Source organism: Rhodoferax sp., assembly GCF_028689295.1.
In the GTDB taxonomy this organism is placed as follows: Bacteria; Pseudomonadota; Gammaproteobacteria; order Burkholderiales; family Burkholderiaceae_C; genus Rhodoferax.
This window is the reverse complement of the sequence record NZ_JAQTWL010000003.1, coordinates 159,284-172,422: the sequence shown is the minus strand read 5'-3', so window position 1 is coordinate 172,422 and position 13,139 is coordinate 159,284. Positions and strand designations below refer to the sequence as shown.

The following is a 13,139-nucleotide window of genomic DNA, read 5'->3' as shown; positions in this document are numbered from 1 at the left end:
TAAATATAGCCCACAATCCGACCGGCGCCATCAGTGATTTCCATCAGCTTGTGGTTAATTGGTTAAAAATAACGCCCACAAGCACCCAATTCCAACCGAAAGCCCCTTATGCCTGGCTACTCTGACCCCGGTTTTGACACCCTCGCCCTGCACGCGGGCGCGGCGCCAGACCCCGCCACCGGCGCCCGCGCGCTGCCCATCTACCTCACCACCTCATTCGTGTTCGAGAGCAGCGACCATGCCCAGTCGCTGTTCAACCTGGAGCGCGCAGGCCATGTCTATAGCCGCATCAGCAACCCCACCAATGCGGTGCTGGAGCAGCGCATCAGTGCGCTCGAAGGCGGCATTGGCGCCATTGCCGTGGCCAGTGGCCAGGCCGCGCTGCACCTGAGCATAGCCACGCTGATGGGCGCCGGCAGCCACATTGTGGCCAGCACCGCGCTCTATGGCGGCAGCCAAAACCTGCTGCACTACACGCTGCGCCGCTTTGGCATCGACACCACGTTTGTCAAACCCGGCGACATCGACGGCTGGCGCGCCGCAGTGCGGCCCAACACCAAACTCTTCTTTGGCGAAACCGTGGGCAACCCCGGCCTCGACGTGCTGGACATTCCCACGGTCTCTGCAATAGCCCATGCGGCCGGCGTGCCGCTGCTGGTGGACTCAACCCTGACCACACCCTGGCTCCTGAAGCCGTTCGATCACGGCGCCGACCTGGTCTACCACTCGGCCACCAAGTTCCTGAGCGGCCACGGCACGGTGATTGGCGGGCTGGTGGTGGATAGCGGAAGTTTTGACTGGGAGGCCTCCGGCCGGTTCCCCGAGCTTTGCCATCCCTATGACGGCTTTCACAACATGGTGTTTTCAGAAGAATCCACCGTCGGCGCGTTTTTGCTGCGGGCGCGGCGCGAAGGCCTGCGCGACTTTGGCGCCAGCCTTAGCCCGCATTCGGCCTGGCTCATTTTGCAGGGTATGGAAACGCTGCCGCTGCGCATGGCACGGCACATGAGCAACACCCAGCGTGTGGTCGAATTCCTGGCCAGCCAGCCCTTTGTGGCGCGCGTCGGCCACCCCATGCTGGGCAGCCACCCCAGCCACACGCTGGCGCAAAAGTTGCTGCCGCGCGGTGCGGGCTCGGTGTTCAGTTTTGACCTCAAAGGCACACGCGAGCAGGGCAAGGCCTTTGTCGAAGCCCTCAAGCTGTTCAGCCACCTGGCCAATGTGGGCGACTGCCGCAGCCTGGTCATTCACCCGGCCAGCACCACGCACTTCCGCATGGACGACGCGGCATTGGCGGCAGGTGGCATTACGCAGGGCACGATCCGCCTGAGCATCGGGCTGGAAGACCCCGATGATCTGATCGACGACCTGAAACGGGCACTGAAAACCGCGGAGAAAGCAGCATGATCTTCACCGTCAACGGCGCACCAGCCTATTGCTACACCGGCGGTAAAGCCTTCGATGCTGCCAAGCCCACCGCCATCTTCATCCACGGTGTGCTCAACGACCACAGCGTCTGGATTTTACAAACGCGCTACCTGGCGCACCACGGCTGGAACGTGTTGGCCGTTGATTTGCCCGGCCATTGCCGCAGCGGCGGCGAGCCGCCTGCCAGCGTTGAAGAAGCCGCCGACTTTGTGCTGGCCCTGATGGACTCGGCAGGGCTGGACAAGTCCGCGTTGGTCGGTCACAGCTTTGGCTCGCTGATTGCATTGGAAACAGCATCCAAAGCGCCCAGCCGCGTGAGCCAACTGGTGCTGGTCGGCATCGCCTTCCCCATGCGCGTGTCCCCTGCCCTGCTGGAAGCCTCGATCAGCGCGCAAATGAAAGCGCTGGAAATGGTCAACGTGTTTTCCCGTTCCACACTGGCACCGCCGCCGTCCGCTCTGGGACCGGGCACCTGGGTCTATGGCGCGTCGATGGCGCTGGGACGCCGCGTCATCGCGAGCAATTCAAAGACCAACGTGTTCTACACCGGCTTCAAGGCCTGCGACAGCTACCAGAACGGCCTGCAGGCCATGGCCCGGGTGACTTGCCCGGTGCTGTTTGTGCTGGGCAAGATGGACCAGATGACGCCGCCCAAGACCGCGCAGGAGCTGATCAAGCTGGCCAGCAATTCAAAGGTGGTCTATTTGCCCGGCGGACACCAGCAGATGAATGAAACGCCTGAGGAGATGCTGTCGGCGTTGAGCGGTTTTTTGGCGATGAACAAAGTGGGGTGAGGTGGGGTCAGTTGGCGACTCCTGAAGACCCAAAGCGGGTCTAGCGGTTGGAGGTCTGCCTGCTCCAAAGCGGCCGTTGACTACGATGAGTCGACGGACAGCTTTGGGTTGAACACTTCGTCAAAGCGAGAACCCGCCATGGGTTGATCGGTGGCAGTTGCCCCATCCGAGCGAACGACTGCTGATCCCGCAATACTGCCGGTCAGGAATGCAGACGTGAGGCTCAACCATCGCCGGTGCCGTTACCGAATGTGTTCAGACAGTCAAACACCGCCAACTGCTGCAGCCCATCTGCTATTGATGTCCTCACAGCTAGCCTGCACTCTTCTTGACCCGTGCGCGTTTGCGCCTTTCGAACGCCTGATGCCAGTCTTCTTGCCAAGACTGAAGCCCCAGGTATATCTGTTGGCTGGCGTTGCAGAGTTCCATGAGCGTGTGTACGTTCTGGAAACGCTTCTGATTCTCCTCATTCCAGCAGTGCGGGGGACGTTCCCAGGTCAGGATCTCGGTCCCCGTGAGGATCAATACGGGGTTCAACGGTCGCTCCGCTTTCCAGTACTTGCGCCCAAACTTTGTCAGCCGAATCAGCGCAGCGACTTCTTCCTTGGTAAGACTCTCGCGCAGCGTGCTGAAGACCAAAATCGCGCCAGGAAACGTCTCGGCAATGTATCGCATGCGCTGAAAGTCTTTGGCCTTGAAAAGACCGTAGGTCTTGCACTCCCCAAACAAGATTCCGTCTGTGTCCTCGCCGTAACTCATCTCTCGCCAAAACATGGCGAAGTCAGCTTCCAGATTCACTTTGCCAGGCGCAGTCGCCTCAAAACTAGGGACTGACGTGGTTCGGCGTGAGGACACCCTCCGTCCCGCAAGTGCTTCCATCGTGAGTAGAACCGAGAACGCACCGTCAGCAAAATTTGGCACGCTGAATGGTCCGGCCGTCCGATAGAACCACCCACTTCTACCCTGGTCAATATTGCCCACTGCGGGAAACGTGTTCAAACATTTCGGGCAGTCGAACTCCTCACTCAAGGCCACCATTGAGAACCAGCTGTTTCGCTGGCAGTTTGGGCACTTCGTCTGAAGACCGAGCTTGAAGACGCCTTTCTGAATGAACCATTCGTAGCGGTTAGCGTTGAGCTTTCTCTTGACTTCGGCTACGGACGCCTCCCGCTCAGCGATAACCCTGTTGTCCTTCTGCGAACCGTCTCTACTTACTGATCCGCCGTTCATGTGCTCGATCAGGGAAAGAACATCCTTGTTAGCGAGCATGCTGACCTCGCCGCCGAGTCGCTTGTAGATCTGCTTGGCCAGAATGCCAGGAGTCGACAGCTTCGCCTCCCACCCACGGTCCTTCAGCCAGGCGAAAAAGATCTTCTCCGACTCGGGCACTTTGCGCGACTCACCAGACACGCCGTCGACAACTTTGACCAGTCCGTGGCGCCCTACGCGCCACTCGCCATAAACGCTGGTGTAGCCTGAAATCGCTTGCAGCAGATGGTTGCCATCGACCTTTGGATAGACCTCGGCTAGATGCTCGTCCGCTCCAAAAAGTCGTAGATCGAACTCGTTCGCACAAACACCGTCGCTCCGCAACCAGTTCTCGCGAGCAAACGAAGGAATCAACGGTTTGATCCGAATAGAAAGGTCCTGTGCTCCCGCGATGTCAATGGCTTCCTCGTCCTTGCCATACACGTCTGCAACGCCGCCGTCCTTGCCTCGAGCCCATTCGTCCCAGAGCCTTGGATACCAATGCTGTAGGGACATCTGTCGTGTTGCGGAGCCCTGCGTGCCGTTCTCGACCGCCGGCCCCAGGGTCTTGGCGAATGCCTGCATCTCATCCATCGTGCTATTGCGGCTGCGAACTAAGCTGGCGACATCGAAGCCATTGCTCCCGTTCCCCCAGGGACGACGATGCGCGTCGAGAAATTCGACCACGACTTTCCTGTAGGACTCTTCTTCCAGGAACTGCTTCGGCAACGGAAGAACAGGGCGTCCGGAAGCTCTAAGGTTCCAGAAGTCGATGACGTCTTCGACTCTCGAGGCGTCCATGAAAAAGACCGAGGCGTTCCCACGGGAACTGTTCCCGCCCTGCAAGCGCGTGGCCCATTGAGTAATCCGTCTTGGAAAGAGCACGTCCCCGTCAGTGAGCTCGCTAAACTTGTCTGCTCGTGCCTCTGGCTTCGACAGGTCCAAGGCATCCGAGAACTCTTTATCGATGACTTCGGCAATGTGCACCGGGTACTCGCCAAAGACGCTAGCCCAGAACAGCCCCAACGTCTTTGGTATCGCGGGGAAGACGGCCTTGGCGGGAAACTTGGCCTTGAACTTGAAGTGTTCTTGGAAGATATCCAACAGTAGATCAAGAACGCCGATCCCGTAAACTGGATCGGTAGCGTCTCGACCTCGGCGGCCACTCCAAAAATCTTCCGGTTTGACGACCTTCAGCTTCGAATCGAGGATGTACTTCGGGAGCTCCTTTCCGAACTGGACTAGGATATCTGGGTCGAAGCTGTCCAGGTAGCCTCGCACTACGTTTGCTGCAAGTGGAGCCTTAAAAGGTTCATCGCGCCAACTGGCTGGCATGCGCTTGTACACGGGGATGATTGGAAAGAACATACCTCCCCACAGGCTGCACGCCAATCGAATCGCCTCGCGCACCTGTGGAACGCTGTTCGGGTCGACCATGAGAGCCAGTTTGAGCGGCCGGACCTTGATGTTTGCTGTACCGAGCATTTCCTTCCCCTGTTTTACTCACCTAGGTCCAGTCTAATTGATGACGCATCGCGCTCAAATGGAAACCGGTCTGCAGCGATTCCGTGTCACGAACAGCGCCCGAAGGCCATCGGCGTAAACTTCGCTGCGCAGAAGCGCCTGGTGGAAGCAGCTGCTCAGCGAAAGCCGTCGTCTGAGCTGGCACCGCAACCGGCAGCCACCGCGGCAGACGAGAAGTATACGAACGACTCCTGACTGGCAATACAGTGGACTGCCAGTAACCCGCCGTTCGTGACCGACAGCAACCGCTGCACACCTGTCAACCATTAACAGCATTGCACTTGGAAAACTCCTACCTGACAATCCCCAAAAACACCGCCAGGCAGCGGCCAATTTCATAAAGCAATTCATCGCTGGCCACGCCGAAGGTTTCACCCAGTTTGTCTCGCCGCACGGTCATGGCTTTATCGACCATGACCTGCGACGTTTTTTGCAGTCCATTTTCCTTGGTGGGTTGAACTGTCACACGGAACATAGGGGCGTCGATGAGGGTACTCGACACCAGCAAGACCGTTACCGTTGCATGCGCGTCGAACTACGTTTTCGTTTCATGTAACGCAAATCAAAGTCCAAAACCATCGGCCCGAGTCGGGCCTCCCACAGGGCAGGCGCAGCAGGTTGTAGGAGCAGCGCCCTGGCAGCGATTCCCATTTATTTATAAAACGCCTCCACCCTGCCCTTGAGTTTGATCAGCAGCGGGTTGCCCTTGCGGTCGCGCGTTTTGCCTGCGGGCACCTTGACCCAGCCTTCGCTCACGCAGTATTCCTCCACGTTGAACAGTTCCTTGTCGTTGAGCCGGATGCCGATGTCATGTTCGAACACGGCCGCCACATGGTGCGGGCTGCGGGCGTCGCTGGACAAGTGGTCGGGCAGCTCGGGTTTTTGCGGGGTGTCTGTCATGAGGTACTTCTTTGGATATCAAAATGAAAGAGGCCGATTTTCCAACATTCGGCAGTAACGAATTCCGGACGCTTCACAGCGCCTGGCGCATCGTCATTTCCTGCCAGCGTCCGTTTTCCCATAAATGCAGGGTGCTGGGTTCGCAGGGCAAGAGCAAGGTGTGCAACAAGGGTTGCAGCGGCGTGCTGTCGGGGTCGGCCAGCAGCACGTAACGCGCTTCGCCGTCGGCGCGCTCTTCCTGCAACTGGCCCACCCAATCGAGTTCCACCAGAGTCTCCAGCACGGGCTCGAGCTGCAGGGCATCGACCCTGAGCAGATGCGTCAAATCGGTCATGGTCAAACCCTTGTTCGGGGTGGTTTGCACCGGTGTCAACTGCTGCAGCACCTCAATGGCCAGCAAAAACTGCCAACCCTGGGCACTGGCGCGGCGCTGCACGCCGCTGAGCAGGCTCGGCAGATAGGCGGCAATCACCGCGCCCAGCAGCACAATCACCCAGCCCACATAAATCCAGATCAGCATGATGGGCAGCGTGGCGAAGGCGCCATACAACACCGAATAGGTGGGCACTTTGCCGAGGTAAATCACCAGCAGTTTTTTGGCCAGTTCGAAACCCACCGACACAAACAGGCCGCCCGCCCAGGCATGGCCCCAGTGCACCCTGGTATTGGGCACATAGCGGTATAGCGCGGCCATGCCCCAGGCTAGCAGCACGAATTGCAGGGTATCCAGCAGCAATTCAACACCGCCCGGCAGCCCGCCCACCAGCCCCTTGGAGGCCGACAAGGCATACGACGTCAGGCTCAGGCTCAGCGCCAGCAAAACGGGGCCGAGCGTCATCACCGCCCAATAGACCAGCACGCGCTGCCCCAAGGGGCGCGGCCGGCGCACCCGCCAGATGGTGTTCAAGGTGCGGTCGATCGTCAGAATCAAGGCCAGCGCAGTGATGAACAACACCGCCAACCCGACGCCGCCGAGCTTGCTGGCCTTGCCGGCAAATTGCGTCAGGTAGCCCAGCACCTGGCGCGCAATGTTGTCCGGAATCAGGCTCTGAATCAGCCACTGCTGCAGCACGCCCTGCAGCTTGGCAAACATCGGAAACGCGGTAAACACCGCCAGCGCCACGGTCACCAACGGCACCAGCGCAATGGTGGTGGTAAAGGTCAGGCTGCTGGCCGTCAAGCCCAGATGGTCTTCACGGAAACGCTCGCGCAGCGTGTGGGCCGTGTTTTTCCAGGGAAAATTGGACAGGTCTTTTAAAAAGGCATCCAGGCTTTGGGGCCAGTGGCTGCGGGCAGCGGGTTGTGAACTCATGGCCGCTATGATGCCACTGTCATGAACACGACTCTTAACGCACTGCCAACACGTGCCACCCCCAGCGTCGCCCTTACCCGCATTCTGGCGGTTGGCAGCCTGCTGGGGCTGATTGCCCTGGGCTTGGCCTGGGAACTGCTGCTGGCGCCCCTGCGCCCGGGTGGCTCGTGGCTGGCGCTCAAGGTGCTGCCGCTGTGCCTACCGCTGGCGGGCCTGCTCAAGAACCGCATGTACACCTACCGCTGGGTCAGTTTGCTGGTGTGGCTGTACTTTACCGAAGGCGCCGTGCGCGCCTACAGCGACAAACCTCCGGGCAATGTTCTGGCCATGGTGGAAGTTGTTCTGTGTCTCACCCTCTTTACCGCCTGCGCGCTGCATGTGCGGCTGAGGCTCAAGAACGCCGCCGAGGCGGCCAAGCCAGCCCTTGAGATACCGGATCCCTCCTCATCCAGCCATGCCAACCCTGCTCTCTGATCTTCAAGCCATCGTTGGCGCCGCCCATGTGCTGACCGAAGGCGACCTCAGCGCCTGGACTCAGGACTGGCGCAAACGCACTTCGGGCAAGGCGAAGGCCGTGGTGCGCCCGGCCTCCACCGACGAGGTAGCGCAGGTGGTGAAAGCCTGCGCGGACTATTTGGCGCAGCACCCCGACAGCGGCCTGAGCATCGTGCCGCAAGGGGGCAACACCGGCCTGGTGGTGGGTTCCACGCCCGACGAGACGGGCCGGCAAATTGTGCTGAGCCTGCAGCGCCTGAACGCCATGCGCGGCGTCGATGCGGCCAATCTGACGATGACGGTGGAAGCTGGCTGCATTTTGCAAACGGTGCAGGCGCAGGCCGCGGCTGCTGGTTTCTGGTTTCCGCTGAGCCTGGCGGCCGAAGGCTCGTGCACCATCGGCGGCAACCTGGGCACCAACGCCGGCGGCACGCAGGTGCTGCGCTTTGGCAATGCGCGCGACCTGTGCCTGGGGCTGGAGGTGGTGACGCCGCAGGGCGAGGTCTGGCAGGGCCTGAGCGGCTTGCGCAAGGACAACACCGGTTACGACCTGAAAAATCTCTACATTGGCGCCGAGGGCACACTGGGCATCATCACCGCCGCCACGCTCAAGCTCTATCCGTTGCCCAAGGCGCAGCTCACCGCCTGGGCCGCCGTACCTTCAGTCGAGGCTGCCGTGCAACTGCTGGGCATGGCGCACCAGCACTTGGGCGCCAGCCTGACCGGCTTCGAGATGATGGGCCAGTTTGCCCTGAGCCTGGTGGCCAGGCACTTTGACCATGTGCGTGTGCCGCTGTACCAGGGCAGCGCCTTTTGCGTGCTGCTGGAAAACGCCGACGCCGAATCAGAAGCCCATGCCCGGGCACAGTTCGAGGGCTTGCTCGAAGCCGCGCTGGACGCGGGTTGCGTGACCAACGCCGTGGTGGCCGAAAACCTCACGCAGGCGCACAGCCTGTGGCACATCCGAGAGAGTATTCCGCTGGCGCAAGCGCTGGAAGGGCTCAACATCAAGCACGACATTTCGGTGCCGGTATCCGCTTTTGCAGCGTTTGTGGCCAGCACCGATGCGCAATTGGCGCAAGCCATTCCCGGCGTGCGGATGGTCAACTTTGGCCACCTGGGCGACGGCAACCTGCACTACAACGTGCAGGCCCCCGAGGGGCAGGACGCGGCCGTGTTCTTGCGTGAGCAGGAAGCGCGCGTGAACAGAATAGTGTTCGACGCGGTGCTGGCATACGGGGGCTCCATTTCTGCCGAACATGGTGTGGGCAGCCTCAAAGTGGAGCACCTCACCCGTTACAAATCACCCGTGGCATTGCGCACCATGCGCGCCATCAAACAGGCGCTCGACCCACTCAACATGATGAACCCGGGGCGGGTGGTGCGGCTCGGTTAACCGAGAATTTAGCGGATCAAAAACGCCAGCACCCGGTCTGCCAGCTTGCCGTAGGGCGGCCACAGGAATTTGAGCGTGCTGAACCGGGTTTGGTAAAACACCGGGCGCATTTTGGAAAAGGTCTCAAAGCCTTCACGGCCGTGGTAGTGGCCCATGCCCGAATCACCCACGCCGCCAAAGGGCAGGTCGTGCTGGCCCACATGAAACAGCGCATCGTTCACAGAAACGCCGCCCGACATCACGCGGTCGATGAGGCTTTGCACCTGCGCCGCATCATGGCTGAACGGGTAGAGCGCCAGCGGGCGCGGCCCGGCGTTAATAAAATCGATCACCTGGTCCAGCGCGGCATAGCTGCACAGCGGCAGGATCGGGCCAAAGATTTCGCGCTGCATCAGCAGGCAATCCGGGGGCGCGTCCAGCACAATGTGCGGCGCAATTTTGCGGGTGGCCGCATCAAAGGCGGGCCCGTCCAGCAGGGGCAGCACTTTGGCGCCCCGGTCTTGCGCGTCCTGCAGCGCGTGCATCAGCCGCTCAAAAGCACGCTGGTCAATGATGGCGGTGTAGTCCGGGCTGTCAAGCCGCGGGTAGCGTTGCCGGGCAATGCTGCGCGCCAGGCGCACAAATTCATCCACCTTGGGCGCGGGCACCCAAGCATGGTCCACAGTGGTGCAGATCTGGCCCGCGTTGAGCAGCTTGACAAACATGATGCGCTCGACCGCCGTGCGCAGCGGGAAGTCGTCGCAGACAATGGCCGGCGCCTTGCCGCCCAGCTCCAGCGTGACCGGGCACAGGTTCTGCGCGGCGGCGGCCATCACCGCCCTGCCCGTCTGGCCGGAGCCGGTGAACAACAAATGGTCGAATTTGAGCTGCGAAAAGGCAATGCCCACGCCCCCGGTTTCGTCAAAAAACTGCAGCTTTTCCGGCGGGAAGTAGGCGGGCATGTGCTCGATGAGGTAGGCCGCCAGGTGGCGCGAGTTTTCACTCATCTTGACCATGGCGCGGTTGCCTGCGGCAAAGATGTAGGTCAGCGGTACCAGGCTCAGGTTGAGCGGAAAGTTCCACGGCACGATCACGCCCACCACGCCCAGCGGTTGTGGAATGACGCGGTTGCTGGCGCCCAGAAAATTGCGCCAGTCCACCATGCGGCGCTGCGGCTTCATCCAGCCGCGCAGGTGTTTGATGACATGGTCGATGCCGTCGACCACCGGGAACACCTCGGCCAGCAGGGTTTCAACGCGCGAGCGGTGGCCATAGTCAGCGCTGATGGCCTCGCACAGGGCTTCCTTGTGCTCGCGCACGAAGCGCTGCAAAGTGCGCAAATCCGCCTTGCGCTCGGCCAGCGTGGGGACAGGATGGGCCAAATAGGCTTGGCGCTGTAGCGCAAGGGCGGCCTCTAGCGGGCTCGGGGGAAGGGTCTGGTTCATGGTGTCGGGAAGTTTATTCCGGAAGGCTTGAACTAGTTGAACTCAGCCCCCTAAACCCCGGAGGAGCCAGGAGCCAAGATCATTCGCTGCGAGGGCGCAGCTCCTACAAAAGCCAACATCCGGCTGTTTTTGTGGGAGCTATGCGCTCGCAGCGAAATTCATGGAACTCACCACAAAGTTGCAAGCCGGCCATCGCTCAGGCGCACGGCGCGCGCGGCCATGGCGCGGGCTTCCTGTTCGTCGTGCGTGACCAGCAGCGTCGGCACGCCCGCGGCCTGGATGCGGTCTTTGAATTCATCGCGCAGGCTGGTGCGCAAATCGGCGTCCAGCGCCGAAAAAGGCTCGTCGAGCAGCAAGGCACGCGGCTCGGTGATCAACGCACGCGCCAGTGCCACGCGCTGCTGCTCACCGCCCGACAAATGCCAGACCTTGTGCCGGGCATGGTCGGCCAGGCCAAACAGCGTCAGCATGGCCAGCGCTTTTGCGCGTGCCTTCGACTTGTCCAGTCGTTGCTCGACCAGACCAAAGGCCACGTTGTCAAGCACGTTCAGGTGCGGGAACAGCGCAAAGTCCTGAAACATCAGGGCAAACCGGCGCTGCTCGGGTGGCAGCCGGGTGATGTCCTGGCCGTCAAACCAGACGCTGCCGCTCAAGGGGGTCTGCAAGCCCGCCACGATGGCAAGCAAGGTGCTTTTGCCGCTGCCGGACGGGCCGAGCAAAGCCACAATTTCGCCAGCCGCCACTGACAGGTTGATGTCTTGCAGCAAGGCGCGCTCGCCATAGTTCTGGCTGATGTGACGCAGTTCAAGCATGGTGCAAAACCCCAACAGGCAAGGCGCCGATCGCCGGCCGCCTGCGCTTGTGGCCATCCATCTCCGGCCACTCGATCAGCAAAAACGCCAGCAGCGCCAGCAGCATCAACAAGCTGGCCAGCACAAAGGCCTGGTCCAGGCTGGCGGCCCCCGGATGGCCCAGGCGCCGGTAGATCAGGGTGGTGAGCGTAGCCCACTCGGGGCGCGACAAAAACAGCGTCACGGCAAATTCGCCCAGCGCGGTGGCGGCGGCAAACGCCATGCCGCGGCGCAAGGCCGGGCGCAACAGCGGCAAGGTGACGCGCCAGAAAGTGCGCTGCGGGCTGGCCCCCAGCGTTCGCGCCGCGTGCAGCACATGGGGCGGCAAACTGTCCAGACCCGCGGCCATGGCCTTGGCCACAAACGGGTAAGCCAGCACGGCATATGCCGCCAGCAGCAGAGACAAGCTGGCGGTCCAACCCGGGTACAACAGCAGCAAGCCAAACGCCACCGTGACCGGCGACACCACAAACGGCAAAAAAGCAGCGGCGCGCCAAAGCACCGAGCGCTGCGCCGCCAGCGCATGCAGCACACCCAGCAGCGTGGCCAGCACCAGCGCCATGGCAGAAAAGCGCAGCGTGTTCCACAACGCGGCGCGCATCTCGGCATCGAACACGCTGGCCCAGGTGGCCCAGCCCGCCGCCAGTGCGCGCCACACAATCGCCAACACCGGCAGCGCGCAAATGAAAAACAACGCGCCCAGCGTCGCCAGCAAGGCCAGCCACTGCGCCATTCCGTGCGGCGGCCGGCGCAGCACGGGCTCGACGCGACTGGGCGCTGCCAGGCGCTTTTCCAGCAGCGCATACAGCAGGGCCACACCGCCGGTGAGCCCCAGCATCCACAACGCCAGCACACTGGCCTGCCCCAGTTGCAGCTCATGCGCCACCAGGGTGTAAATCTCGACCTCCACCGTGGCAAAACGCTGGCCGCCCAACACCAGGGCCAGGCCAAAACCGGCAAAGCAATACAGGAAAACCAGGCACAGGCTCGACATCAGCCACGGCGCAATGGCGGGCCACTCGATGCGCCAGAAGGCGCGCCACGGCGTGGCCCCCAAGGACCGTGCCGCCGCCACCTGACGCGCGTTGACCTGGCCCAGCGCATCGACCCCGGCGCGCACCACCAGGCACAGGTTGAAAAACAGATTGCCATACAGCAGCAGCCAGGGCGTGTCCTGCAGGTTGATGCCGAGCCAGCCGCTGAGCAGGCCGCGCGGCCCCCACAGTGCCAGCACGCCGAGCGCTGCCACCAGCGTCGGCACCACAAAAGGCAACATCAGCAAGCGCAGCACCAGCGCGCGCCCGGCAAACTCGAAACGCGCCAGCACCCAGGCCAGCGGCAAACCCAGCACAAACGCCAGCGCACAGGTGATGCCCGCCTGCGCCAGCGACCAGAGCACGCGCCAGCGCAAGTAATCATCTTGCCACGGCGTCCAGAATGACCATGTGCTGGGAGCGGCACCCGGCCAACTGGCCTCGCCGGTCAAGCCGGTCACCGCCAGCCGGGCCAGGGGCGCGATCAGCAAAAGCAACAGCGCCGCAGCGGGCAGCACGGCGAGCCACAGGCTGCCGCGTGCGCAAGCATGGACAAAGGACATCCATTGACGCACTTCATGTTTCATGACGCGTTAGCTCCCGCATGCAATCGCGGCGTGGGCGCCTCTCCTACAGGGTACCAATGTCAATCCCGGCGTTTTACTAGTACCGTATTTGAAGACAGAAGTTCTGCACCCTGTAGGAGCTCCGCCGTCGGGCCGATGGTTGTCCA

10 protein-coding genes and 1 pseudogene are annotated in these 13,139 nt (G+C 61.7%); 4 read left to right on the top strand and 7 right to left on the bottom strand.

The features are described 5' to 3' along the window. Positions 1 to 108 precede the first annotated feature (108 nt). Both PHF15_RS04765 and PHF15_RS04760 read left to right on the top strand, forming a co-directional pair. Positions 109 to 1,407, top strand: coding sequence for an O-acetylhomoserine aminocarboxypropyltransferase (locus tag PHF15_RS04765; protein WP_300119357.1), 1,299 nt, complete (start codon positions 109 to 111; stop codon positions 1,405 to 1,407). Then, positions 1,404 to 2,222: an alpha/beta hydrolase gene (locus PHF15_RS04760; protein ID WP_300119356.1), complete on the top strand. Its 819-nt coding sequence runs from the start codon at positions 1,404 to 1,406 to the stop codon at positions 2,220 to 2,222. Before PHF15_RS04765 ends, PHF15_RS04760 begins: the two co-directional genes overlap by 4 nt. Positions 2,223 to 2,534: 312 nt before the next feature. On the opposite strand, the gene PHF15_RS04755 is transcribed toward PHF15_RS04760, so the two are convergent. From PHF15_RS04755 to PHF15_RS04740, 4 genes and pseudogenes are all read right to left on the bottom strand, one after another. Continuing rightward, on the bottom strand, positions 2,535 to 4,955 hold the full coding sequence (locus PHF15_RS04755; RefSeq protein WP_300119355.1) for a hypothetical protein: 2,421 nt from the start codon (positions 4,953 to 4,955) through the stop codon (positions 2,535 to 2,537). A gap of 331 nt (positions 4,956 to 5,286) precedes the next feature. After that, positions 5,287 to 5,514: pseudogene (locus PHF15_RS04750) on the bottom strand (type II toxin-antitoxin system PemK/MazF family toxin); the annotation flags it as partial. Positions 5,515 to 5,645: 131 nt separating this feature from the next. Then, positions 5,646 to 5,894 (bottom strand): DUF3297 family protein, encoded by a 249-nt coding sequence (locus PHF15_RS04745; RefSeq protein ID WP_300119354.1) that lies wholly within the window; start codon positions 5,892 to 5,894, stop codon positions 5,646 to 5,648. Between the two features lie 73 nt (positions 5,895 to 5,967). Continuing rightward, positions 5,968 to 7,206, bottom strand: coding sequence for a YihY family inner membrane protein (locus PHF15_RS04740; protein WP_300119353.1), 1,239 nt, complete (start codon positions 7,204 to 7,206; stop codon positions 5,968 to 5,970). A gap of 21 nt (positions 7,207 to 7,227) precedes the next feature. Here PHF15_RS04740 and PHF15_RS04735 point away from each other — a divergent pair, with 21 nt between their 5' ends. Further along, positions 7,228 to 7,680, top strand: coding sequence for a DUF2069 domain-containing protein (locus tag PHF15_RS04735; protein ID WP_300119351.1), 453 nt, complete (start codon positions 7,228 to 7,230; stop codon positions 7,678 to 7,680). Then, positions 7,661 to 9,097, top strand: coding sequence for an FAD-binding oxidoreductase (locus tag PHF15_RS04730; RefSeq protein WP_300119349.1), 1,437 nt, complete (start codon positions 7,661 to 7,663; stop codon positions 9,095 to 9,097). The genes PHF15_RS04735 and PHF15_RS04730 overlap by 20 nt, the downstream gene beginning before the upstream one ends. 8 nt (positions 9,098 to 9,105) lie before the next feature. Here PHF15_RS04730 and PHF15_RS04725 read toward each other — a convergent pair whose 3' ends face one another. From PHF15_RS04725 to PHF15_RS04715, 3 genes are all read right to left on the bottom strand, one after another. Beyond that, positions 9,106 to 10,521 carry a coniferyl aldehyde dehydrogenase gene (locus tag PHF15_RS04725; protein ID WP_300119347.1) on the bottom strand — a complete coding sequence of 472 codons (1,416 nt, stop codon included), beginning with the start codon at positions 10,519 to 10,521 and terminating at the stop codon, positions 9,106 to 9,108. 167 nt (positions 10,522 to 10,688) lie between these two features. Then, complete coding sequence (locus PHF15_RS04720; protein WP_300119345.1) at positions 10,689 to 11,333, bottom strand: ABC transporter ATP-binding protein; 645 nt, start codon at positions 11,331 to 11,333, stop codon at positions 10,689 to 10,691. Further along, entirely contained in the window at positions 11,326 to 12,993 is a 1,668-nt protein-coding gene (locus tag PHF15_RS04715; protein WP_300119343.1) for an iron ABC transporter permease, read from the bottom strand. Before PHF15_RS04715 ends, PHF15_RS04720 begins: the two co-directional genes overlap by 8 nt. Positions 12,994 to 13,139: the final 146 nt, after the last annotated feature.